Origin of the sequence: Collimonas sp., from assembly GCF_035566555.1 — a bacterium.
Taxonomy (GTDB): Bacteria; Pseudomonadota; Gammaproteobacteria; order Burkholderiales; family Burkholderiaceae_D; genus Collimonas.
Genome location: NZ_DATMRB010000132.1, coordinates 1 through 21,729, shown reverse-complemented (window position 1 = coordinate 21,729; position 21,729 = coordinate 1). Strand labels below are relative to the sequence as shown.

At 55.4% G+C, this 21,729-nt stretch carries 35 protein-coding genes, 1 tRNA gene and 1 pseudogene; 29 read left to right on the top strand and 8 right to left on the bottom strand.

Annotated features, from left to right (window positions below; genetic code table 11):
• From VNZ65_RS16920 to VNZ65_RS16870, 11 genes are all read left to right on the top strand, one after another.
• Positions 1 to 352, top strand: a 352-nt coding sequence (locus tag VNZ65_RS16920) for a P2 family phage major capsid protein (protein WP_325671027.1), incomplete at its 5' end; no start/stop codon positions are given.
• A 1-nt stretch (position 353) separates the two neighbouring features.
• Positions 354 to 1,067, top strand: coding sequence for a phage terminase small subunit (gene gpM / locus VNZ65_RS16915; protein WP_325671025.1), 714 nt, complete (start codon positions 354 to 356; stop codon positions 1,065 to 1,067).
• A 95-nt stretch (positions 1,068 to 1,162) separates the two neighbouring features.
• On the top strand, positions 1,163 to 1,654 hold the full coding sequence (locus VNZ65_RS16910; RefSeq protein ID WP_325671023.1) for a head completion/stabilization protein: 492 nt from the start codon (positions 1,163 to 1,165) through the stop codon (positions 1,652 to 1,654).
• On the top strand, positions 1,654 to 1,863 hold the full coding sequence (locus VNZ65_RS16905) for a tail protein X (protein WP_325671021.1): 210 nt from the start codon (positions 1,654 to 1,656) through the stop codon (positions 1,861 to 1,863). Before VNZ65_RS16910 ends, VNZ65_RS16905 begins: the two co-directional genes overlap by 1 nt.
• 15 nt (positions 1,864 to 1,878) lie before the next feature.
• Entirely contained in the window at positions 1,879 to 2,235 is a 357-nt protein-coding gene (locus tag VNZ65_RS16900; RefSeq protein WP_168228988.1) for a putative holin, read from the top strand.
• Positions 2,228 to 2,497 carry a phage holin family protein gene (locus VNZ65_RS16895; RefSeq protein ID WP_325671018.1) on the top strand — a complete coding sequence of 90 codons (270 nt, stop codon included), beginning with the start codon at positions 2,228 to 2,230 and terminating at the stop codon, positions 2,495 to 2,497. The genes VNZ65_RS16900 and VNZ65_RS16895 overlap by 8 nt, the downstream gene beginning before the upstream one ends.
• On the top strand, positions 2,494 to 2,958 hold the full coding sequence (locus VNZ65_RS16890; protein WP_325671016.1) for a D-Ala-D-Ala carboxypeptidase family metallohydrolase: 465 nt from the start codon (positions 2,494 to 2,496) through the stop codon (positions 2,956 to 2,958). Before VNZ65_RS16895 ends, VNZ65_RS16890 begins: the two co-directional genes overlap by 4 nt.
• The gene (gene lysB / locus VNZ65_RS16885) at positions 2,949 to 3,371 is read left to right on the top strand and encodes an Rz-like lysis system protein LysB (RefSeq protein WP_325671014.1); all 423 of its coding nucleotides are present in this window, start codon (positions 2,949 to 2,951) and stop codon (positions 3,369 to 3,371) included. The genes VNZ65_RS16890 and lysB overlap by 10 nt, the downstream gene beginning before the upstream one ends.
• Positions 3,265 to 3,486, top strand: coding sequence for an Rz1-like lysis system protein LysC (lysC, locus tag VNZ65_RS16880; RefSeq protein WP_325671012.1), 222 nt, complete (start codon positions 3,265 to 3,267; stop codon positions 3,484 to 3,486). The genes lysB and lysC overlap by 107 nt, the downstream gene beginning before the upstream one ends.
• Complete coding sequence (locus VNZ65_RS16875) at positions 3,470 to 3,958, top strand: phage tail protein (RefSeq protein ID WP_325671010.1); 489 nt, start codon at positions 3,470 to 3,472, stop codon at positions 3,956 to 3,958. Before lysC ends, VNZ65_RS16875 begins: the two co-directional genes overlap by 17 nt.
• Positions 3,955 to 4,422, top strand: coding sequence for a phage virion morphogenesis protein (locus VNZ65_RS16870; protein WP_325671008.1), 468 nt, complete (start codon positions 3,955 to 3,957; stop codon positions 4,420 to 4,422). Before VNZ65_RS16875 ends, VNZ65_RS16870 begins: the two co-directional genes overlap by 4 nt.
• A 360-nt stretch (positions 4,423 to 4,782) precedes the next feature.
• On the opposite strand, the gene VNZ65_RS16865 is transcribed toward VNZ65_RS16870, so the two are convergent.
• Positions 4,783 to 5,145 carry a hypothetical protein gene (locus tag VNZ65_RS16865; RefSeq protein ID WP_325671005.1) on the bottom strand — a complete coding sequence of 121 codons (363 nt, stop codon included), beginning with the start codon at positions 5,143 to 5,145 and terminating at the stop codon, positions 4,783 to 4,785.
• A 394-nt stretch (positions 5,146 to 5,539) separates the two neighbouring features.
• Between VNZ65_RS16865 and VNZ65_RS25395 the strand changes: the two are divergent.
• The 7 genes and pseudogenes from VNZ65_RS25395 to VNZ65_RS16835 all read left to right on the top strand — a co-directional run.
• Positions 5,540 to 5,668 (top strand): annotated as a pseudogene (locus VNZ65_RS25395) (hypothetical protein); the annotation flags it as partial.
• A 2-nt stretch (positions 5,669 to 5,670) separates the two neighbouring features.
• Positions 5,671 to 6,213: a phage baseplate assembly protein V gene (locus VNZ65_RS16860; protein WP_325671003.1), complete on the top strand. Its 543-nt coding sequence runs from the start codon at positions 5,671 to 5,673 to the stop codon at positions 6,211 to 6,213.
• Entirely contained in the window at positions 6,210 to 6,548 is a 339-nt protein-coding gene (locus VNZ65_RS16855) for a GPW/gp25 family protein (protein WP_414649157.1), read from the top strand. Before VNZ65_RS16860 ends, VNZ65_RS16855 begins: the two co-directional genes overlap by 4 nt.
• The gene (locus VNZ65_RS16850) at positions 6,545 to 7,435 is read left to right on the top strand and encodes a baseplate assembly protein (RefSeq protein ID WP_325671000.1); all 891 of its coding nucleotides are present in this window, start codon (positions 6,545 to 6,547) and stop codon (positions 7,433 to 7,435) included. Before VNZ65_RS16855 ends, VNZ65_RS16850 begins: the two co-directional genes overlap by 4 nt.
• Positions 7,432 to 7,992 carry a phage tail protein I gene (locus VNZ65_RS16845; RefSeq protein WP_325670998.1) on the top strand — a complete coding sequence of 187 codons (561 nt, stop codon included), beginning with the start codon at positions 7,432 to 7,434 and terminating at the stop codon, positions 7,990 to 7,992. Before VNZ65_RS16850 ends, VNZ65_RS16845 begins: the two co-directional genes overlap by 4 nt.
• A 1-nt stretch (position 7,993) precedes the next feature.
• Complete coding sequence (locus tag VNZ65_RS16840; RefSeq protein ID WP_325670996.1) at positions 7,994 to 10,711, top strand: hypothetical protein; 2,718 nt, start codon at positions 7,994 to 7,996, stop codon at positions 10,709 to 10,711.
• Positions 10,699 to 11,058: a hypothetical protein gene (locus VNZ65_RS16835; protein WP_325670994.1), complete on the top strand. Its 360-nt coding sequence runs from the start codon at positions 10,699 to 10,701 to the stop codon at positions 11,056 to 11,058. Before VNZ65_RS16840 ends, VNZ65_RS16835 begins: the two co-directional genes overlap by 13 nt.
• A gap of 138 nt (positions 11,059 to 11,196) precedes the next feature.
• Here the strand turns inward: VNZ65_RS16835 and VNZ65_RS16830 are convergent, their stop codons facing one another.
• The 4 genes from VNZ65_RS16830 to VNZ65_RS16815 all read right to left on the bottom strand — a co-directional run bounded on the left by VNZ65_RS16830 (position 11,197) and on the right by VNZ65_RS16815 (position 14,061).
• Positions 11,197 to 11,700, bottom strand: coding sequence for a hypothetical protein (locus VNZ65_RS16830; RefSeq protein WP_325670992.1), 504 nt, complete (start codon positions 11,698 to 11,700; stop codon positions 11,197 to 11,199).
• Positions 11,701 to 11,771: 71 nt separating this feature from the next.
• Positions 11,772 to 12,470 (bottom strand): hypothetical protein, encoded by a 699-nt coding sequence (locus tag VNZ65_RS16825; RefSeq protein WP_325670990.1) that lies wholly within the window; start codon positions 12,468 to 12,470, stop codon positions 11,772 to 11,774.
• A 56-nt stretch (positions 12,471 to 12,526) separates the two neighbouring features.
• Complete coding sequence (locus VNZ65_RS16820; RefSeq protein WP_325670988.1) at positions 12,527 to 13,336, bottom strand: hypothetical protein; 810 nt, start codon at positions 13,334 to 13,336, stop codon at positions 12,527 to 12,529.
• An 8-nt stretch (positions 13,337 to 13,344) separates the two neighbouring features.
• On the bottom strand, positions 13,345 to 14,061 hold the full coding sequence (locus tag VNZ65_RS16815; RefSeq protein WP_325670986.1) for a hypothetical protein: 717 nt from the start codon (positions 14,059 to 14,061) through the stop codon (positions 13,345 to 13,347).
• Between the two features lie 22 nt (positions 14,062 to 14,083).
• Between VNZ65_RS16815 and VNZ65_RS16810 the strand changes: the two genes are divergently transcribed.
• The 11 genes from VNZ65_RS16810 to VNZ65_RS16760 all read left to right on the top strand — a co-directional run bounded on the left by VNZ65_RS16810 (position 14,084) and on the right by VNZ65_RS16760 (position 20,318).
• Positions 14,084 to 14,281, top strand: a complete 198-nt coding sequence (locus VNZ65_RS16810) for a ribbon-helix-helix protein, CopG family (RefSeq protein ID WP_325670984.1) — start codon at positions 14,084 to 14,086, stop codon at positions 14,279 to 14,281.
• A gap of 17 nt (positions 14,282 to 14,298) precedes the next feature.
• The gene (locus VNZ65_RS16805) at positions 14,299 to 14,496 is read left to right on the top strand and encodes a hypothetical protein (protein ID WP_325670982.1); all 198 of its coding nucleotides are present in this window, start codon (positions 14,299 to 14,301) and stop codon (positions 14,494 to 14,496) included.
• A 39-nt stretch (positions 14,497 to 14,535) separates the two neighbouring features.
• Positions 14,536 to 14,724 carry a hypothetical protein gene (locus VNZ65_RS16800; protein ID WP_325670980.1) on the top strand — a complete coding sequence of 63 codons (189 nt, stop codon included), beginning with the start codon at positions 14,536 to 14,538 and terminating at the stop codon, positions 14,722 to 14,724.
• Entirely contained in the window at positions 14,634 to 14,972 is a 339-nt protein-coding gene (locus tag VNZ65_RS16795) for an ogr/Delta-like zinc finger family protein (RefSeq protein ID WP_325670978.1), read from the top strand. Before VNZ65_RS16800 ends, VNZ65_RS16795 begins: the two co-directional genes overlap by 91 nt.
• A gap of 240 nt (positions 14,973 to 15,212) precedes the next feature.
• Entirely contained in the window at positions 15,213 to 15,386 is a 174-nt protein-coding gene (locus VNZ65_RS16790; protein ID WP_325670976.1) for a hypothetical protein, read from the top strand.
• Complete coding sequence (locus tag VNZ65_RS16785) at positions 15,383 to 15,742, top strand: hypothetical protein (RefSeq protein ID WP_325670974.1); 360 nt, start codon at positions 15,383 to 15,385, stop codon at positions 15,740 to 15,742. Before VNZ65_RS16790 ends, VNZ65_RS16785 begins: the two co-directional genes overlap by 4 nt.
• Positions 15,732 to 17,615, top strand: a complete 1,884-nt coding sequence (locus VNZ65_RS16780; protein WP_325670972.1) for a replication endonuclease — start codon at positions 15,732 to 15,734, stop codon at positions 17,613 to 17,615. The genes VNZ65_RS16785 and VNZ65_RS16780 overlap by 11 nt, the downstream gene beginning before the upstream one ends.
• Positions 17,608 to 17,817: a hypothetical protein gene (locus VNZ65_RS16775; protein ID WP_325670970.1), complete on the top strand. Its 210-nt coding sequence runs from the start codon at positions 17,608 to 17,610 to the stop codon at positions 17,815 to 17,817. The genes VNZ65_RS16780 and VNZ65_RS16775 overlap by 8 nt, the downstream gene beginning before the upstream one ends.
• On the top strand, positions 17,814 to 18,074 hold the full coding sequence (locus tag VNZ65_RS16770) for a DUF4224 domain-containing protein (RefSeq protein ID WP_325670968.1): 261 nt from the start codon (positions 17,814 to 17,816) through the stop codon (positions 18,072 to 18,074). Before VNZ65_RS16775 ends, VNZ65_RS16770 begins: the two co-directional genes overlap by 4 nt.
• 1 nt (position 18,075) lies before the next feature.
• A complete protein-coding gene (locus tag VNZ65_RS16765; protein WP_325670966.1) occupies positions 18,076 to 19,161 on the top strand; it encodes a tyrosine-type recombinase/integrase in 1,086 nt (361 codons plus the stop codon).
• Positions 19,162 to 19,346: 185 nt separating this feature from the next.
• Positions 19,347 to 20,318, top strand: coding sequence for an Abi family protein (locus VNZ65_RS16760; RefSeq protein ID WP_325670964.1), 972 nt, complete (start codon positions 19,347 to 19,349; stop codon positions 20,316 to 20,318).
• A gap of 96 nt (positions 20,319 to 20,414) precedes the next feature.
• On the opposite strand, the gene VNZ65_RS16755 is transcribed toward VNZ65_RS16760, so the two are convergent.
• From VNZ65_RS16755 to VNZ65_RS16745, 3 genes are all read right to left on the bottom strand, one after another.
• Positions 20,415 to 20,490 (bottom strand) — tRNA-Thr (locus VNZ65_RS16755).
• 25 nt (positions 20,491 to 20,515) lie between these two features.
• Positions 20,516 to 21,025 (bottom strand): ClpXP protease specificity-enhancing factor, encoded by a 510-nt coding sequence (locus VNZ65_RS16750; protein WP_325670962.1) that lies wholly within the window; start codon positions 21,023 to 21,025, stop codon positions 20,516 to 20,518.
• An 85-nt stretch (positions 21,026 to 21,110) separates the two neighbouring features.
• Complete coding sequence (locus tag VNZ65_RS16745) at positions 21,111 to 21,722, bottom strand: glutathione S-transferase N-terminal domain-containing protein (RefSeq protein WP_038485359.1); 612 nt, start codon at positions 21,720 to 21,722, stop codon at positions 21,111 to 21,113.
• Positions 21,723 to 21,729: the final 7 nt, after the last annotated feature.

Below are 21,729 nucleotides of genomic sequence, written 5' to 3'. Positions count from 1 at the left end.
GGATACCGGCCTGGTGGTGATCGTCAGCCGCAACCTGATGCACGACAAGTATTTCCCCCTGGTGAACACCAAGCAGGCGCCGACCGAGACGCTGGCGGCGGACATCGTCATCAGCCAAAAGCGCATCGGCGGCCTGCCGGCCATCGCCGTCCCGTTCTTCCCGGATAACACGATCTTTACTACCCGCCTCGACAATCTGTCGATCTACTGGCAAGAGTCGGCCCGCCGGCGCCGGGTGGTCGAGAAGCCAGAGCGCGACCGCATCGAAAACTACGAATCGTCCAACGATGCCTACGTGGTCGAGGACCTGGGCCTGGGCGCCGTGCTGGAAAATATCGTCCTGGCGGCCTGATATGGAAAACGTTTCTCCCGCCCAGCGCCACAAGGCGCGTGTCCTGGCCGAGCGTGCCGCCGAAGCAGCCGCCCCCGGCGGCGTCACCCACGGCAGCGCCTACGAAATGATGCTTTATAAACTGGCGAACGACCGCCGCAGCCTGGGCAGCATCCAGTCGGTGGCGCGCAAGATCGAAGTCAAAGCCACATTGCTGCCCGAGTACCAGGACTGGATTGACGCAGTTCTGGCGAAGGGCCAAGGCGGTCAGGATGATGTCTTTGCCGCGCTCTTGGTGTGGCACATCGACTGCGGCGAGTATGCGCGGGCCGTAGAAATGGCGCGCTATGCCGTCGCCCACAAGCTGACCTTGCCGGACCAGTTCAACCGCGACATCCCGACGATGTTGCTGGATGAGTTCTCTATGGCGTACTCACACGGCAAGCTGGCCGACGATCCGGCGCAGGCCGTCGAGATCCTGGCGCAAGTCCAGCAGCTGACGGAACACTGCGACGCACCCGACCAGGCGCGGGCCAAGCTGTTCAAGGCGGCCGCCTACGCGATGGTCGCCGTCTTGGACCAGGCCGGCAACGAGCTGCTGACAGCGTCACAACTACCGCAGGCGGAAGCTGCCCACAAACTGATGGAGCGCGCCCTGGCCTTGTTCCCCGGCGTGGGCGTTAAACAGGTCATGGACCGCCTGCGCACGCGCATTGCTAAAACCGTACCGGACTAACGAGCACCCCTGGCGCACGGCGGCGCGGGTCGATGATTGAATCATTGCGATTTCATTCTGACGCCCGCCCACCGCCGATTTAATGAGAAATCCGCATGAGCTTTATTGCCTTTGAACCTTCGCCCCCTTCCAGTTCGCCAGCACCGGCCGCCGCCGTTGTCGAAAACGATGGCTGGTATGTGGATATCCAGCTATCGCAGATGCGCGACGCGGAGCGGCTGGACGGCACCGTCACCGAAGTGCGGCTGCGGCAAGCGGTCGTCGCCGCCATTCTCCATGTCAATAAAGAGCTGCGCGACTGGAAGCTGGAACAGATTGCCGCCGGCTATGCCTCACTAGCGGCAGTGCCGGCGGACCGTGTTGACCGCGAAAGCGTCAATGTTTCCCACTATCGCCGTGCCGTCTACTGCTGGGCCAAGGCCGATCTCACCGAGCGTTACCGCGATTTCGACAGTACCGCCTCATCGCTGAACGACAAGAAAACCATGGATGTCCTGGACGACGCACCTTCCGACCAGCGCCGTAATGCGCATTGGGCCATTACCAACATCATTGGCCGGTCCCACATGACGGTCGAGCTGATCTGATGCAGGTGCGCGCCCAACAGCATGACACGCTGGATCTGCTGTGCTGGCGTCACCTGGGCGCCACCGCCAACGTGGTCGAGGCGGCGCTCGAACTGAATCCCGGCCTAGCCGACCTGGGGCCGATCCTGCCGCATGGCCTCCTGGTCAACCTGCCCGAACCTACCGCAACCCCTACTAAAACCGCCCAGGTCGTGAACCTTTGGGATTGATTGGAGCATTTACCTATGGCAGAACCCAGCACCACCTCCCTGGTCGTCACCAGCGCCGCCGGCATCGGCCTGTCAACGCTGTTCCCTGGCATTGACGGCAACGCGCTGATTGGCGCTTTCGCCGGCGCCACGCTGGTGGCGATCTCCAGCAAAAACCTGCCGGTCCTGCAACGCCTGGCGTACATGGTCATTTCCCTGGCGATTGGCTACCTGGCCGCGCCGGAGGTCATCAGCAATACGCCGTTGAAGCAATCGGGCGTCGCCGCCTTCTTCGCGTCGGCCGCGGCCATTGCCCTGACGCTGCACGGCATCGACCTGATTAAAACCATTGAGCTGCCGGCCTGGCTGCGCAAGGGAGGCGGCCATGACTAAAGCCTTGACCTTGCTGGCGCTGCTTTCCTACGCCAGCACCTGCGTGCGGCTGCTGTGCTACCGGCGCGGCCTGGCGAATCACCGCTTGCACATCTCCCTGGTGGCCTGGTTTCTGATTGTCGCCACCGGCACCAGCGCCCTGGAGATCCTGCTCGACCATGGCCGCGCCTCCTTCGGGGAAGCCGGCGTCGCTTTAACTTTGTGTTATCTGGTGTACCGCGCCCAGGGCAACGTCGCCAACATCATCAGGGGTATCGAATGACAACAGCCACACCATTGACCGAACATTTCACCTTGCAGGAATTCACACGCAGCGACAGGGCGCGGTCCCTCTCTATCGACAACACCCCGGCGCCGGCCATCGTCGCCAACCTGCGGCGCCTGGCGAAGTTTAACGAGCTGGTGCGCCTGGAGTTGGGCGGCGCGGCGATGGTCATTTCCAGCGGATACCGCTGCCAGTCGCTGAACCGGGCAGTCGGCGGCGCCGGCAACAGCGCGCACCTGGAGGGCCTGGCGTGCGACTTTACGGCGCCGGCATTCGGTACACCGATGGAGATCTGCCAGGCGCTGGAAAAATCCTATCTGCAATTCGACCAGCTGATCTATGAGCGCGTCGGCGGCGCGGTATGGGTACACCTGGGCATTGCGGTCGAGGGCAAGACGCCGCGCCGCCAGGTGCTGACCATCGACAGCCGCGGCACTCGGGTCGGCCTATGGAACTGATCGTCAAAAGTCTGATATCGGCCTTGGCAGTCGGCGCGCTGTGCCTGGTGATTTACGTCCAGCGCGACGGTCTGACCGCTGCCAGGGAACGCGCCGAGACGGCCGAACAGATCACACGCGACCGCGACGGCACCATCAAGACCTTGACCGACGCAGCGGCCAGGGACAAGAAGGCCGCCGCCAAGCTGCAAGCCGCCCGCGACAATATCGCGGCAACCCTCACCGAACGAGAAAACCTGATTGAAAGACTTCAACATGACGATCCCCAAGTACGCAACTGGGCCGATACTCCTTTGCCTGACGCTGTTGCCCGCCTGCGGGAGCATCCGGCCGCCACAGGCGCCGACGCTTACAGTCAACGCCTGCCCAGCGATCACGCGCTGTCAGTTGCCGGCGGCGGCGCCCAGAACTAATGGCGCCATGAATCTGGCGCTGGAGCGCGCAGAGGCAGCATGGGGAACGTGTGCGGCCAAGGTAGACGCTGTTGTCGATTACCAGGAGGATGCCGACCGTGTACAAGCCAAATAGCCTTAGAACGCATCTGACGGCCGCCAGCGCTGAATTACAGCAGAACCCAGATAAACTGTTGATCTTTGCGGAGGGTGGCAACACGGTGGCGACCGGCACCGCTTCCCTGTCGTTTGAGTATCGCTATAAGCTGAACATCATCATCACCGACTACGCTGGCTGCGAGGATGCCATCATGGTCCCGTTGCTGGCCTGGGTCCAGGTGCACCAACGCGACCTGCTGGACAATGCCGAGCTGCGCAAGACCGGTATCGGCTTTGACGTGGATTACAACAACCACACGTCGGTAGACCTGGCGATCACGCTGGCGCTGACCGAGCGGGTGATAGTAAAACCTGCCGGCACCGGGCGCCTGGAAGTATTGCACCTGGCCGAGCCGCAACCCACTCCAGCATATACCGCTGATTTCTGGCAAGCCTATGCGGGCGACGCGCTGCTGGCTGAATGGCAGACGCCGGCTAATCCCGAATGAGCGACGATCTGCACGCCCTGGAAGCCTGGGCCGGCGCACTGCTGGCCCAGCTCCAACCTGGTCAACGCCGCGTCATCACGCGCAGGATTGCCCAGGACTTACGCCGCAGCCAGGCGCAACGCATCGCCAGCCAACAGGCGCCGGACGGCGCGCCCTACGAGAAGCGCAAGCAGCGCAAGAATCTGCGCGGCAAAAAGGGAAGGATCAAACGGCAGAAAGCCGCCATGTTTGAGAAGATCCGCACGCTAAAAAATCTCAAGATCGAACAGGACGAAAATCAGCTATCGGTCGGTTTCTTTGGGCGCGTGGCGCGGATTGCCCGCGTGCACCAGGAGGGATTAACGGACAAGGTCGCAAAAAAGGGGCCGGCATATCACTATCCTTCCCGACCGTTACTTGGTTTCAGTGTTACCGATCAAGCGCTAATTCGTGAGTCTCTATTACGTCATCTTGGGCGATTTTAAAAAACACCAGCATGTGATAGCCGGCATCCATCATCGATTAAATAAATTGTGCCGAACAAACTCTGTGTTAGTATGCATTCGTGGTTGAGGTTTGCATGCAAACATGCCACTTCTAAATTGATGACAAAAATGTGATTTGTGTAACTCACGTGACTGCGTCTCAAATTTGGAGCTGTAATTCCGAATACGATGGTCGATACACACGTTGGGGGCACCACGCAGATAGCGCGGGTTCCTGAGAGTTTGAAAGCACTTTGCAGATAGCACTGGCATTCAAAATACGATTAAGGCATAGGTAATACATTGGAAAAAAGCCCGCAAATTGCGGGCTTTTTTTTCACCATTTTCTGGAGACTTGAGTTAAGCATGACCCGTCTTCAACTGAAATTTCTGGAACATGCTAACGATTTTTGTTGAGTCGACAGACTTCATATGCGGAGGAATGCGCGTCATCCGTATAAGCAACGCCGCATCATGCAACGTCTTTCTATAGGACGTCATGCTATCGTCAGCACGGTCGGCCAACGCCGTCAAAGCGTTCTTGAACGCCAGCAAAAAAGCATCGGGATCGCGTGGCGCGGCCTTGTTCAAGTAATGAAAGACGTTATCGATGACACCGTCAACAGCGGGTTGGACATTGACGCCATATAGCGTCAGTGTCGCCAACCCTAAAATCTTGTTGATGCTGTCTTTCAAAAATGGATCGTTAGCGTAGGTTTTCATAGTTCCTATTGCGGGCAACATGGTGTGTAGAGGATGAAAACCATCCTAGATATCCGTATGCCAGTTGTCCATTGGCATTTATTGCATTTAACGATTGTTTTCAAAAAACGGGCTTCTGTCGCCCGACAGGTGTCTTTTTCCAGCCACGCCATGCTGGGGATGCTGGCTCAGCTATGCTAGCCTTGTCACGCCTGTACCCGGGTGACGCGGTGTTAGGCTGTGCTAGCGGGGATAGCTGCTTGTATGGTGGAATGTCGGGCAAGATGCATCGACCGTCACCGCGTCTTTTTGATCTGAATGGCGTCACGCCAGCTAGCAACAAAACATTCTCTAACAGTTAGTAACGCGGATACCAACCCGCTACCAGGTGCGCCAACTCAGGCAACCCGGCACCATGCAATGCATGACTGCTGACTACTCCGAACTTCTGCGTTTAATCTTGAATCTGATCCGATTCGGCACCATTGCCGACATCGATCACGATGCCCAGCGCGTGCGCGTCAAGGTCGGTGAGAACGTCACCACATGGCGCCCCTGGATCACTTTCCGCGCCGGCGACGCGCAGACCTGGTTTCCGCCTTCATGGGCGAACAGGTCATTGTGTTGTCGCCCGAGGGCGAATTCGCCAATGCCGCGATCCTGCCAGCGATCTATTCCGACAAATACACATCACCATCGACCAACCCGGCACACAACACAACCCGCTATAAGGATGGGACGGTCGTCCAGTACGACAGCGCCGCGCACACCTTGACGGCCACGCTGTCGGACGGCACTAGCGTCACCCTGGCACCGAGCAAAGTCACTTCCAACGCCGAAAATACGGAATGCACCGGCAACTTGTTGGTGCAAAAAAATCTGATCGTCAATCAGAACCTGACCGTCAACGGCATGTCCGCCTTGAATGCCGGCATGAACGTCCAGGCCGGCAGCAAAGGGGGGGCGGCGGCTGTGATTCAGGGGATCTTGCGCGCTACTGAAGACGTTATCGCCGGCGCCATCAGCCTGGTTAAACACCCACACGGCGGCGTCAAAAAGGGCGAAGACGAATCAGGTGGTCCGAAATGATGAACGCCCGTACCGGCCGTGTCATGTCGCGCCTGGCCCATATCCGCCAGTCCCTGGCCGACATTCTCACCACCCCTATCGGTTCCCGCGTCATGCGCCGCACCTACGGCTCCGAAGTACCGGAGCTGATCGATCAGCCGCTGAACGGCGCCACGGTCCTACGCATCTATGCCGCCACGGCTTACGCTGTCCTGCGCTGGGAACGTCGCATTGCCTTGACCGGCGTGCAGTTACAACGCGGCGCTGACGGACAGGCTACGTTATTGCTGGACGGCGTCACAAATGAACAGAGCGTCCAATTGGATGTGCCGGTCGGCTCAGGGGCTGCATCATGAGCGCCGCTATCGATCTATCGCAACTGCCGGCGCCAAACGTCATCGAACCGCTGGACTATGAAACCATCCTGGCCGCGCACCTGGTTGACCTGGAAGGGAATGGCGTTGACCTTGACGAACTGACCGAATCCGATCCCGCCATCAAGGTCGTGCAACTGAGTGCCTACCGTGAGCTTAAGCTGCGCCAGCGCATCAACGAAGCCGCGCGCGCTTTGATGCTGGCCTACGCGATGGGCGCCGACCTGGACCAGATCGGCGCCAACATGGACGTCCCACGCTTGCAGATCTGGCCGGCAGATTCAGACAAGGGTACTGCTGCCGTCATGGAAGCGGACGAAGATTACCGCCGTCGCATCCAGTTGGCACCCCAAGGCATGTCCGTGGCCGGACCGGAAGGCGCGTATGTTTTCCACGCCCTGAGCGCAGACGGTCGCGTGCGCAACGCGACAGCCACCAGCCCATCACCTGGTCACGTGGTGGTAGCGATCTTGTCGCACGAAGGCGACGGCACACCCTCGCAGGAACTGCTGGATATTGTCGCCGTCCGTATGCTTGACGATGGCGTTCGGCCTTTGACTGATTACGTCACAGTCGTTGCCGCGCAAATTGTCCGCTACCAGGTACACGCCAAGCTGTACAGCTTCTCTGGGCCTGATCCGACCGTTGTGTTGATTGAGGCGAACAAGCGCATGCAGAAGTATGCGAAGGAAGCGCACCAATTGGGGCGCGTGCCGACCCATTCCGGCATCGACGCAGCGGTCCACGTGCCAGGTGTTGAGCGCGTCATCCTGGTGTCGCCGACCGCAGATCCAGAAATATCGAAGCTGGTGGCGTACTACTGCGATGACATCAATATCGAGTACGGCGGTATTTGGGGCAAGGTATGACCAAGAAAAAAATCAAATCCCTGTTGCCGCCAAACTCGACGCCGCTGGAGCGTGCACTGGAAGCGACCATGGCGCGAATCTCAGACGTACCGGTTCCGCTGCGCACGCTCCACAATCCGGACACCATCGATATTGATCTGCTGCCCTGGTTAGCCTGGCATTGGTCGGTCGATAGCTGGAAGTCCTACTGGACGGAAGAGGTACGGCGCGCCCGCGTGCGCAACGCCATGAAGATCCACCGCCAGAAGGGAACCGCGAAGGCCGTCAAGGACGTGGTGGCAGCTTTTGGCGGCTCCATCCTGCTGCGCGAGTGGTGGCAAAAGACCCCCATGGGAGAACCGTACACCTTCGATCTGGTCATGACGCTGTCCGGCGCCGGCGGCCAGTCGGCCACGGCTGAGTTTGTCGATGACGTGATCGCCGAGGTCAACCGCACGAAATCCATTCGCAGCCATTTTACGTTTACCCAGGGTATCGAGACGCAAGCCGCAATAGCCGTGGCAGCGACCATTCGCCCTGTGATCTATGCCCGTTTAAATCTGACTGAAGCTCAATAATATGCCAGGACTCCAAATCATTATCACCAAGGCCGGCCGCGCCGCCCTGGTCAATGCCGAACACAACGGCACGGCGCCGCTCAAAATATCTGCAATCGGCATTACTGCCGCCGTCTTTACAGCGAACGAAGACACGACGACCTTGCCAGGCGAGATTAAACGGCTGACAACCATTTCCGGCGAAGTGGTCGCCGCCGATACGATCCACGTCACCATCCGCGACGATGGCATCGACACCTATGCAGTGCGAGGTATCGGTTATTGGCTCAACAACGGCGTCTTGTTTGGCGTCTACAGCCAGCCAGATCCGATATTGCAAAAATCGACACAGTCGATGATGCTGCTGGCCGCTGATGCCGTATTCACCACCGTCAAGGCCACGGCGCTGACCTTCGGCGATGCCAATTTCACGAACCCGCCGGCCACCGTAGACCGCCAGGGCGTGGTCGAACTGGCGACGCCGGCGGAAACCGTCGCCGGTACGGACGGCACCCGCGCCGTCACACCAGCGGGCCTTTCGCCGGCCATGGCGCAAGCCATCGCCAAACACCTGGCGGTAGTCGATCCGCATCAGCAATACCTGACGCCGGAACGCGGCAATGCTCTGTATTTCCGCAAGCTGCCGGCCTATACCGATAGTGATACCAATTGCGACACCTTGCTGGACACCGGCGTGCGCGATGTCTCTGTCGCCAATGATCGCGGCGTCATCGCCGCCACCAGACTGCCCATGGGCGCCGATGGCTATGGCACGTTGACCACCGAGAACGGCGGCCAGTTCGTGCACCAGGTCTATACAGAAGCCTCTATCCGACACCGTACCTGGCAGCGATCCGGCTATCTGGGCGCCGAACAACCCTTTAAAGGCAGCGATTGGAAGCAGCTCTGGGACTCTGTGACGTTCGACCCCGCCTCCAAGCAAGACAAGCTCCCCTTTACGCCTGTCCAACAAGGCACCGGCCATGGGCAGAAATGGAATGTCGTCAAAATCGGCTGGACTGGTGATGTTTTGAAAGTCACCGTCGATGACTACGATCTCGGTGCGGTTGTCTTTCAGGCCAATCTGGATGCTGCGCTGAAAAATTACTTGCCGCTGTCGGGTGGCCGCCTATCAGGAAAATTAACGGTGGTCGGCTCTGTTGGAAGCATTGCAACCACCGGCGCAGAAACTCCTGCTATGGAAGTGTCTTCCGACGACGCAGTGACAAGCGACGCTTACATGACGTTTCGCCGTGCCGGTCGGTTTGCTGCGCATTTTGGGCTGGATGCCAATAACGACTTTGCAGCCGGCGGCTATTCCATGGGGAACGTGTCTTATAAATTCTGGCACGCCGGTAATTTCAACCCTGCGGCCAAGCAGGATACGCTGGGCTACCGCCCTCCCCAGGCGGTCGGCACCTGGCTCAACAGTGTGACCGTTGCCGATAATCGTGCAACTAGTCCCGCACCGCAAGACCGGGACATGGGCATCTATTTCGATTTTAAAAATAACGATGCTGGCGGTCTCAATGACGGCGGGGTTCAACATGGTGAAATCACCTTCCGACAATGGGGCGCAGGTGGCGACTTCTCCGGCGGTCCAACGCATCAACTCGGCTTTACTGCGAACGGGAATCTGCATCATCGGACTGGCAGCGCCGACAAATGGGCCGGCTGGCAGCGCTTCCTGACGCAGGGTCAGAACGGAACGCTGCCGGATAACGGCATGGTGATTATCAAGGATTGCAATAGCGCGCCGCTCGGTTGGGCCACCTACACGCAGGAGGCAACTGCTAATCGCCCGAGCGCTTACGGTCAGCTCTTTACGTCATCGCTCACCGGAAATTCGCTAGGCACGAACGGCAATTGGCTCATGCAGCGCGCCCTGTCTACCGATAACCAAATTTACACGCGCGTCAATACGGGCGGTGGCGTATGGACCGCCTGGGCGCTGTGCTGGAGCAATAACAATTTTGATCCTGGCAGCAAAGCAACAGGCAACGGCTATGTCATGAATTGGGCGGGCCAAGGCGGTCAGCCTACCTGGCTTCTGGGTGGTAACTACCCTAACGCCATCAACGTCTACAACCCTGCCAACTTCAGCGTCAATTATGCCAATAGCGCCGGCACCGCCAGCAGCGCGGGAAATGCCGACAGGGTCGGCGGCGTGCCGATGCGATGGGCAGAAAACAATGGTGTGCAGCCTTACTACTTGTATGGCGTCGTTGCCGGCAACCAGGAGTTGACGTTGTTTACCCGTACCCAGGTGGCCGTTGGCTCCTGCGTCTCGGCGATGTATGCGAATCAGCTTTCCGGTCAGGGTCTGGGGCGCGGTGGTATCGGCAACTATGAATTGATCAAGAACAAGAGCACCAGCGGATTGCCTGGGGCATGGGAGCAACGCGGCCAGGTCTATGACTACGGGTCCGGTGCGAGTGAAGGTAATGAATCAAGTGCAGTGTTATGGCAACGGGAGTGCGAGCGTTCTGGCACGACGTCAATTATGGTGGCCTACGCCGCAGCGTTGTTGCTGGCGTGCCTGGTAACACCAAGCGGCTGCGAACTACATACACCAGCGAGGCAGACGCGCGGACCGTCGCCGTCGCCGAATGGCAGCGCATTCAACGCGGCTTGGCATCATTCGAACTGTCGCTTGCTCTGGGTAATCCTGCGCTTATACCTCAATCGCCGGTCAAGGTCTCGGGATTCAAGGTCTCCATCGATAATATGGATTGGCTGACCACCAAGGTCACGCATAGCATTAGCGACGCGGGCTATACCTCACGCATTGAGATGGAGACGCGAACGGAGGAAGCAGAGGTAGAGCGTGAAGACGAGCTGGACCGCGACCCCGGCGTAACTGGTGTGATCGCCAAGTGGCGCGATATTATTTCAAATAAAACTGGCCGGGAACTGGAGCCAACGACAGGAACAGGGAAGCTTAGAAAGCCAGTAGCAGGCGCCGCGGCCAACCCAAAAACGCTGACCCATATTTATGCAAATCGGCAAACTGCCCAGCACGCTGCAAAAAGTGAATGGGCCAAAATCATTGAACGTAGAAACATAATAAGAGATAACAGTGAGTAGAGTGGTCCGCCAATTTCGTTAGCTCAGCTTTAGCTTTAACCTGACGCTCTCGGTATGGTGCCTCTATCCGGAAATTGCTCATCGCAGACAGTAGCGCTAACTCTCACTGAGTTTGCCAGAATTGCAAAATTCGAATAATCAATTAAATATTTTTTCAGGGTCATTTATTTCCCGTTCAAAGCAAATGTGAAATGCTCCCTTCATCACAGGATTACCGTCATTGAATTGTTGCCAAATCGATTCCGCACTATGCTGTGGCCAGAGATGATTGACTAAATGAATATGAGGACCATTTTTGAAGTGATTGTTTTTATGATCGAGGTCGCGTTGATCAAAGTAAAAGAAATGCCAATTTGAATGATCTTGCAAATAGAAAATATGGCCAACAAGATAGCGTCGTTGCTTAAGAATTTGAGGGAACAGGCTTTTTATATTGTCGGGTGTATACCGTAAGTGCGCCGGTATAAAATCACGATATGAGATGTGATGAATCCAAGGGAGAGCTCGCATTTCGCAACCTTCGATGACTTGATGAAATGCTCCAAGTGTAATAACTGATTTTCGGCACAGTTTATCGAGGTCTCTCTTTGTTTTCGCAAGGAGAAGCTGTACTAGCATTTCGCAACTTGATTTGTCGTCCATTGCTACCCCTTTTGCCAATTCTAATATTTACCCTAGTTGGAGCATTTCAGCGGAGATCACCTTTTGACAGATTAACGCATTCGATTTTTTTGTAAATCATCCCAGCGCGGCGTACCCGCAGTCTCACCAACAACGCACTCTCTTATCCCGACATTCAAAATCTTGGCAGTGCTTCCTACCGAGTAGGATTTTCCATCGTTGTGGCAAATGGTTTCAGTCGGTACTGCGGTTGCCTGCGGGATATCGGTCGGCATTTTATACAATAACCAACCGCAGCCAGCCGCTAACATCATTAGTCCCCCCGTTAATGCCAGCGCTGTCCATGTCAGTTTTTTATTGGCGCTGGCCTTTTCCGCGCAGGCGATACACGAAAGGGGTAGTTCAGGAATATTGGCGGCTGCAGGCATAGTCTCGATTTCCTCGATTTCGGGTGCCGACGTTCCGTTAGTTTCAGCCAGCGAATTATTGAGTAGCGCCATGACCGCTTTATAGCTCTCCAGCGGAACTTGTTCAATTCTTATCACACCGTGTTCGTTCTTGATGACGTTGTACACATCATGGATGCTCATGCCGCTGCTTGTCGCGACCTCTTTAACCTTTTCAAAAATTGCCTTGCGTTGCAATCCAGTTAGAAATTTTGGCGGCTGCGGCTCCGGTTCGACCGATGCCCCTCCGATGATCTGAACAATATTGCTAAGCCTGGGTGCTTCGTGAACGCTACCTACAACTGCTTGTGAAACATCACCGTGAAACGCTGTCTTTTCCGTCATGCTAGCTACATCTCCAAAATGCTTTTTACTGATACCTGTAATTCTGATAGTCCAACCTATTTCAATTTTTTTAGCGCGCTCTCAAATGCCTTTGCGGTATCAGGTCTTAGCCCACTATTTAATTGAGCGACGACTTTTCCATCCCTTGATCGATACAGATACGGTCCGGCAAGACTGATCAAGGCATCGTAATAGGCATAAATTGCATCGCAATTTCTCTTAGTAGAACAGATGAAAATTTGTCCACCTTGGGGTGCAACTTCATCTATTGCAAACGCAATATTTTCGTCAAAGCTCTGTGGTTGAAGTGCGCCTGGCTTCCGCTCGAGGTAGTCGAATGCGTAGATTCCCGTATCCCCGTTGACCAACGCCGCCAGCACCGCAGAGCCGCGAGATGGCGCTTCATTGTTGGCAAAGGAGTCGGCTGTCTTCTTAACTCTGACCAATTGTTCAAAATCGATCCAATACGAGGGCGTGCCATCTAGCGGCGCTACGTTCGCCCAGCTATTTGTAAAGTCCACCTGGCGTATGTCTACTTTTTGATGATGTGCGGGTTGAAAATAATGAATGGACGCATCCTCAAAGCTGTCGACCTTGGCTCTTTTCCTGAGCCTTTCCATTGTCCGTTCGCGACTGTCTCCCGGTTGGAAAATGCCTTCGCTCTCCAGAAATTTTGCTCTTAGATAAAAACGCACATAGTCACAAACCGCGAGACTGTCGCAGGCTATTGCTGGTTCGTCTTTTGGTGAGTAGGTAAGCGCGTGGCCCCGGTCGCACGTGGATCGCGTACATGCGTCATCATCAGCAATGGACAGATGGCAGATACTTAAAAACAGCACACCGGCTGCAATGTTCTTATACGACATATCAAAAACTACTTTTCTTCTTTGGCCTTTTTCTTGCCGGAGCCAAAAACATTTGTTTGTGGCGCAGTGATGTCGCCGGTAATTTGCTGAGTGACTTTTCCGTGAAACACAACTGTCGCGCCGTCTTTCTGTTTAGTTGCTTTGTTTGAGGGTGCGTCGACTTCCGACAACGCTTGCTCGAGGAGAGCCATGACCGCTGAGTATTGATCGCGCGTCACGTTGGCGATGGATTCGACAGCAAGGTCCGCAAAAATAATTTGGTAGACATCAAGCGACTGCATGTTATTTGCACTAGCCACCAGATGAACCTTCGTTGCAATGGATTTCCGCTGCAGCATCGTAAGCTGCTGTGTTTCGGCGTTTTCGATGCCTTCAATCATGCCAAGCAAGCCCGCCTTTCCTCGAACATCTAAGCTGCGATAACTTAGCAACAGCTCTTTCTCATCGGGTGCGAGCGCCGGTGACGATTTCTCACCAGTTAAAACATATTGAACATCGCCACCGACATCAGCAAACGCCTTTAGCACATCTCCGCCGGGGGCGGCTTCGTTGCGTTCATAGCGCCCCCACATGCCGCCTCGAATCCCAATTTGACTGGCGATTTCGGTCTGCGTAAAGCCGAGCCGTATCCGCTCCTCTTGAAGACGATTCGAGCAAAGTTCATTAAAATGCACAAATATTCCTTGATTAAGTCCATTTAAATGGATATATTTACGCCATCCCATAGCGATTACACATCATAACATCATGGAAACATTGCCGAAAATCAGGCGTATCTCCAAAGGAGCGACTTCACAGCCGCTCGGTGCCCGACTAATGCCAGACGAGAAGGCGACAGTAGAGCGCCATGCAGCCAAAGAACAACGTTCTCGCGCCTGGTTTCTCCGTTTCCTGATTCTGCGCGGCCTTGCAGAATACGAGCGCGAAATTGCCCTTCACCAATAACAGCTAAGGACGCCGTCATGTACCCCGACACCAAGCGTATCCGTAACAATCGGCTCACTCTCCGGTTTGACGACTACGAACACGACCTGATCAAGGCTTTGGCCAATTATCAGGGAGAACAGCCTTCGACCCTCCTGCGCCAGCTGGTGTTGCGGGAAGCTGCGATGGCTTTAGGCATTTCCGATAGTGAAATAGTAGGCGCAAAAGCTGCATAAGCCTAGACCGCAATAAGCAGACAAAGAGCCGACGAAAAGATGCCAGATCACGAAATCACCCTTAACGAAGCAGAAAGCGACCTGCTGGAGCGCGTGCGCCAGCAACAGGGCCTGGCTTCGATACAGCAGGCAGCGGAATGGCTTGCCAAGTCGCGCTTGCGCAAGCAAACAAGGCAGATTTCCGGCCGCGGCCGTGCGCTGTATCCCGTAGAAAGGAAGCAATCGTGAGAGTGATTAGCCTGCCTTGCCCGCATTGCAAATGCCCCGTACGTGCTACGAAAAGCCGCACGATGTCCGATATGTTCAAGGAAATCACGTATCGCTGCACCAATGACGAATGCGGGCACATTTTCATAGCCGGCCTGGAGGTGCTGCGCACCGTGTCACTGTCGGCAGTCCCCGATTCCGCGGTGCGCATCCCAATGTCCCAGAACGTGCGCAATGCTTGCATCAATCAGCTGGCGCTAACGCTGTGAGCCGCCCATGAACAGCGCGTCACGCATCCTAGCGCCGCCATAAGCCACCGCTAGCCCCTTTTCCTCCGTCACATCTTACCCGGCAATGCCCGATTTCAGGCATGCGGGATTCGCTCACCCTTAGCAAAGGTAACAACATGAAAAAAATTCTTCTCGATCTGTGCGTTGTCACGTTCGGCTGCCTACTGATCATGGCTGGCCCTTTGCTGCAAGCCATCGGCGTCATCGGGGGCTAAAGCCATGTTTGCAAAAAATACCCGCACCCTGCTGATCGACAAGTTGGAGCTGCGCAATTGGTTCATCTCGCGCAAGCACTATATCAACCCCGGCCATGCGGCAACGGTGGGCGAAGTGCTGAACGAGCAGATCGCCGTTTTCATTGACCAACTTGGCGGTATGGCGGAGGCCTGGTGATGGACGTATCCCTGATCGACAATCATTTGTCGTTCCAGTCGGCCGCCGAGGTCATCCGCAGTCGCGAAATTGCGGCGGCCACGATGACGCCGGCAGACCGTGCGCACGCCGAGTTGGCGAAAGCCCGCAAGTTGATCAAGGTGCGCCAGCCGAAAGTCGGCGACGTGCTGCAGGTCGCCAAAACCTGGGGCGCAACCAAAGAGGGCGCACGTCGCTCGGTGCTGCGCGCTGCCGGCCTGGATGCCGCTCGCTGGAATTGCCCGATACATTCATTTAGCGAATCCGAGCGCATCGCTATCAAGGCAGCGGCAGCAGAAGCGCAGCGCGTATTTCGGCAGGTGTTCGATGCAATCTAAGCGTGTCATTCTGCCGAACAAAACACGGCACCAGTCGTTCCTCAACTCCGAGCGTTTCGCGCCAGAGCTGGCCCGTTTGCCGTACAAGTGGCGCAAGCGCGTCATAGGCCAGGTGCTGGAAAAAATGTCGTGGTCGTCGTGGTACAAAATTTACGAATCCATCGCCACCGATTTTGTGCGCGATTTTGCTGAGCGCTACGTGCCGGCCGGCGTGGACCTGTCGCAGCACGATGCCGATATCGTCGAGACCGCCAAGAAGGCGGCGGCCCACGTCTACGCATCGCTGCAGATTGCGATTTCAGATAAGAACGTCCTCGAAATCATCCATTGCCAATGCGAGGAATACGGCATCGAGGCGCCTGAGCTGGACAACCCTAGCGACGTCATCGCCCGCGCGCTCGATCACCGCTGGTGGCGGGCGCAGCTGCGCAAGCGCGTATGCCGGGCGTTTGAAGCCGGCAATATCCGGCTCGGCTATGTGCACTACCACGGCGAACCATACGCCAGCCATGACACCGTGATTGCGCGCCTGGCGCAGAACCGGCGCAACGAACGGACGCTGGAAGCCAACAAGCTGGAAAACGAACACGGTCAGCAATTCACGCTGGCAGAGCTGGCCGGCACTAGTACTGCCAACAAATCTATACGACGCGGGGAACTCATGTTGCGCATGAATGGCTTTGAAAGCATCGCCAAGGAATTGGGCGACGAAGGTATTTTTGTTACCCAAACTTGCCCATCGCGCTTTCACTCGACGCTGCACAACGGCAAGCCGAACCCTAAGTACAGCGGCGCCACGCCGCGTGAGGCCAACGCCTACCTGCAGAAGGCGACGGCGGCCTTGCGGGCGGCCCTGGCCCGCCGCGGTATCGGTATGTACGGTTTTCGCATCGTCGAACCACACCACGACGCGACACCGCACTGGCACATGTTGTTGTTCGTTCGCGCCAAGGAAAACTACACCACGCCACACATTGCCGACATTGCCGGGCGTGCCACACGCCTGATGAAGCGCTATGCCTGGGCAGAAGATCGTGGCGAACCTGGCGCGTTTAAGCGTCGCCTCAAGGTAGTCCGTATCGATTGGAGCCTGGGCAGCGCTGCCGGCTATATCGCCAAATATGTGGCTAAAAATATCGACGGTGCCCACGTGGGCGATCACAAGACCAAGGACGGTTACACCATCGTTCCCGATTGCGTCGGCGGTGTTGAGCTGGTGCCGTCTGCCCGGATTGAGGCCTGGGCCGCCTGTTGGGGTATTCGCCAGTTTCAGCAATGGGGCGGTGCGCCTGTCACCGTTTGGCGTGAACTGCGTCGAATCAAGGAAGAGATGGTCAATCAGGCGCCGGCGCCAATGCGCCGCGCCTGGGATGCAGCGCAAAAGATCGAAGGCGAAAAGCGCGCGGACTTTGCCGAGTACATGCGTGCACAGGGTGGCCCGATTGTGCCGCGTAAGAACCTGCAAATTACCCTCGCCAAGGATGAGAAAACAGTTATCGGTCGCTACGGCGAGACCGTCAAAGTAACACCCTATGGCGTGCATTGCGCGGCACTGGCCGGGGTTGTCTTTAAATCTGTTCGTCACACCTGGACACCTGTGAGGTCTGCGGCTGGTGGGGTTGAAGTTGCTCTTCCTCGGACTCGTGTAAATAACTGTACGCGACCCACCGATGACTTCTCCGCGAATAGACCGAAGCGCACGTTTTATGAGTCTCCAACGTTGGATGATCAAGCGAAATGCGAGGTCATCCAAGCCTGGGCGGCAATCAATGCCTGCCCCTACCCACGAATTTTAGTAACTGATCCAGATCGATCAGATATCTATCGCCAAGAAATAACGAATCAAGAAAACATAGGGGGAAATCATGAGTAAATCCGCAGCAATGGTCGGCTCCAGAGTGACATTTGATAGCGACAACGGCATTCAGGCCGGCTATGTAGTCGACCTACGACGAGACATTGGCAACGGCGAGGTCCACGCATGGATCGAAATCGATCATCAGTGGCCAGGCATGTTCCAGGCGGTGCCGGCATCTGCTCTGCTTACGAATAGCTCTGAGGACGCCACGACATGAGCACCATACCTATGTCCGACGATATATTTTTGAGGGATTGCCACGTAGACGAGCTGACCGGTATTAAGCGTGGCATCACAATTAATGGGAAAAAGAAGTCCAAATATCAATTGCAGGTCGAGTTCCTACGCACACGCGGGATTGCGTTTATCGAAAACGCTCGCGGCCGGCCGGTTGTGGTCCGTTCGATTATCGAAGGTGGTCGCGCGACAGCGGCGCCGAAAACAGCATGGCAACCAAAAGTCATTGGGGAATAGTATGGGACGTAAGCCAACAACACATTCAAATCTACCTCCGCGCATGCGCGCCCGTACTCAGCGCAGCGGAAAGATTTATTTTTACTATGACACAGGAGACAAACCGCGCCGCGAAATACCACTCGGCGGCGACTATGTTGAGGCAGTGCGCAAGTGGTCGGAATTGGAAATAGACACAAAGGTAAATCCGTCCAAGCTTGTTACGTTCCGCTACGCATGCGAGATTTATCAGAAAAAATATTTGCCGGCGAACAAACGGAAAACGCGCATCGAAAAATTGCGGCAGTTGGAAACGCTGTATCTATTTTTCGATAATCCGCCGGCGCCTTTGGACGACATCAAACCGATTCATATTCGGCAGTTCATGGATTGGCGCATTAAGCTCACTCAGGACAAGTTACGCCAAGAAGGTAAGCCTGTCGCGGGTCATGAGGGCGAAGTCGCAGCAAACCGTGAAAAAGCACTTATTTCTCATGTATGGAACGCAGCGCGCGACAGTGGCTTGACCGACAAAGCGAATCCATGCGCCGGTATCAAGGCATACAAGGAAAGCGGGCGCGACGTGTATGTATACGACGACATGTATTCGGCAGTTTGGAATGTAGCTGATGTGCCGCTGCAGGAGGCAATGGATTTGACGTACTTGTCCGGCGCCAGGCCGGCGGATGTCCTTAAAATCGACGAGCGTGATCTACGTGAAGGCTCTATCGAGGTCCAGCAAAATAAGACTACGCAAAAACAGCGTATTGCAATTCAAGGTGAGCTGGCCATACTGATTGATCGGATTTTGAAACGTAAGCGCGCTATCAACGGGACGGTAGTCTCCACCCGCCTGTTGGTCAACGAAGTTGGGCAACCTTTGACCTATTACGCCTTGCGTTCACGTTTCGACAAATCGCGCGACATCGCCGCAATTGAAAAATCCGCGTTCCAGTTCCGTGACCTGCGCGCGAAAGCTGGGACTGACAAGACCGATAGCAGCGGCGACATTCGGCAGGCGCAGAAACAATTAGGCCATGCCAGCGTGACGATGACAGAACACTATGTAAGAAAGAGGCGCGGGGACAAAGTCACACCAACCAAATAGGTTGCAAATCAAGCCATATTCACTTTGCGGCATCGTAAACCAGATTTGTCGTTACAATGTTGCAAAATTGGGCTGGGGGTGTACTTTAAGAAGCTTTTGTATTAATATTTGCCTTAATACGTCCCCCGCCTCTGTTCCCGGTCATTTAATCATGTGCCGGTCAATCAAGCGGGGGATTTCTCTTTATGCTGCCAGTTGGCTCATATTCCAATATCAAGTTTCATCTAACCGCTTCGCAACAAATTTCTTTGCTCAAAGAGCGGGGCATGGTTTTCACAGATGAAATATCCGCGCAAAAAACACTGTTAAACCTTGGCTACTATCGGTTTGCAGGCTATTTTTATTCTTTTCGCAAGACAAATCCTAGAGGGACGCCAGGGCGGCAAGACGAATTTCAGGCAGGAACAAGTTTTGCTATCGTGGAACAACTTGCCGAATTTGATCGTCTGCTCCGGCTAATGGTACTGGATGCAGCAGCCTGTATTGAGGTCGCAGTGCGTTGCGATATTGCTCATAGGCTGGGTGTGCAACATAGAATTGCACATGAACAACCTTCTTTGTTAGATGCCAAGTTTGGCGTTACGATCGATCCAGTAACCGGCAGAACTGAGTATGCTGAATGGAGAGACAAATTAGCTGCCGCCGTACATCGCGCAAGAAGAGAAGACTTCGTTAAACACCACATCAATAAATATGGTGGGCGAATGCCAATCTGGACCATCATTGAGGTCTGGGATTTCGGATTGCTTTCAAGATTTTTTGCGGGAATGCAGTTCAAAGATCAGACACACATTGCGCGTCGTTACGGCCTGCAACAAGGCCAACATCTAGCGTCCTGGCTTCGGTCAATCAATTTCGTTAGAAACGTGTCAGCGCACCATTCAAGACTTTGGAACCGTAATATTGTTGAACGTCCCACCTTTCAGAAAACTCAACCTCACGAGCATTTACATCACTTGACACAGGATGTGCACGCACAAACGCGAGTATATGGATCGCTGTGTATTCTTAAGTCAATGCTAAGGGTAGCGTCGCCTGATAACAACTGGACAGAACGTCTTCGCGCACTATGCCAAACATTTCCAGTAAATCCGATAGTCAGTTTACAGGACGCTGGATTTCCTCCCGACTGGGAGCAAAAAACCATCTGGAATTAACACCGATTTCCATTTGCAAAAAAGCTGATTGCGGAGCAAAAGTTAATTTGCGGAGCAAAAGAAAAAGGCCCACCGGACGGTGGGCCTTTTAGATATTGGTGCTGGCTGCAGGACTTGAACCCGCCACCCCCTGATTACAAGTCAGGTGCTCTACCAGATGAGCTAAGCCAGCTAAACTGCGAAGACCGCAATTATACCTATTTAATTCGCGTTAGGGTAGGTCTTCCGCCTTTTTTTGGTGGTTCCGGATCTTTTTCCGGGTCTGTTCCGGGGGAATTCTGTTTTGTGTCGCTGCCTGGCGACGGTACGGAAGTCAAAATCGGCGTCACCGAGGCCGGCGGCTCGCTGCTGACGTCCTGCTCGGAGGCGGCGTCGCTGATATCGGAGTCGGCCGCGACCGTCGGTTCGAAGGCCATGCCCTGGCCGTTTTCGCGGGCATAGATGGCGATCACATTGTCGACAGGGACCGAGATGTCGCGCGACACGCCGCCGAAGCGGGCGCTGAAATTGACGAACTCGTTATCCATTTTCAAGCCGCTGGTGGCTTCGAAACTGATGTTCAATACAATCTCGCCATTCTTGACGAACTGCATCGGCACGCGCGTGTGCGCATCTACCCTGGCCGCCAGATAGGGGGTGTAGCCATTGTCGGTGCACCATTCATAAATGGCGCGCAACAGATACGGTTTGGTAGAGGTTTCGGACATGGCAGCTACTTGGTTCGGTACAAAAGATTAAGCAAGGGCCGCCCTGCATCGCCAACGGCAATACAGGACAGCAAACAACTGCATCTTAACGACGCATGACTTTTTCCGACGGCGTCAGCGCTTCGATGTAGGCCGGGCGCGAAAAGATACGCTCAGCATACTTCATCAGCGGCGCAGCCGTCTTCGACAGCTCGATACCGTAGTGATCCAGACGCCACAGCAATGGCGCAATCGCCACGTCCAGCATCGAGAACTCGTCGCCCAGCATGTATTTGTTCTTCAGGAACAAAGGCGCCAGCGTGGTCAGACGGTCGCGGATTTCCGAGCGTGCCTTGTCGTGGCTCTTTTCTGCTGCTTTGGTTTTCTCGTTTTCCAGCGTGTGCACGTGGATAAACAATTCTTTCTCAAAGTTGAACAGCATCAAACGCGCACGGGCGCGCATCAGCGGATCGGCCGGCATCAGCTGCGGATGCGGGAAACGTTCGTCGATGTACTCATTGATGATATTGGACTCGTACAGAATCAGGTCGCGCTCGACCAGGATCGGCACTTGACCATAAGGGTTCATGGTCGAGATGTCTTCCGGCTTGTTGAACAAGTCGACATCGCGAATTTCAAAGTCCATGCCTTTCTCGAACAGAACGAGACGGCAGCGTTGTGAAAATGGGCAGGTTGTACCCGAATAGAGAACCATCATTTTTATA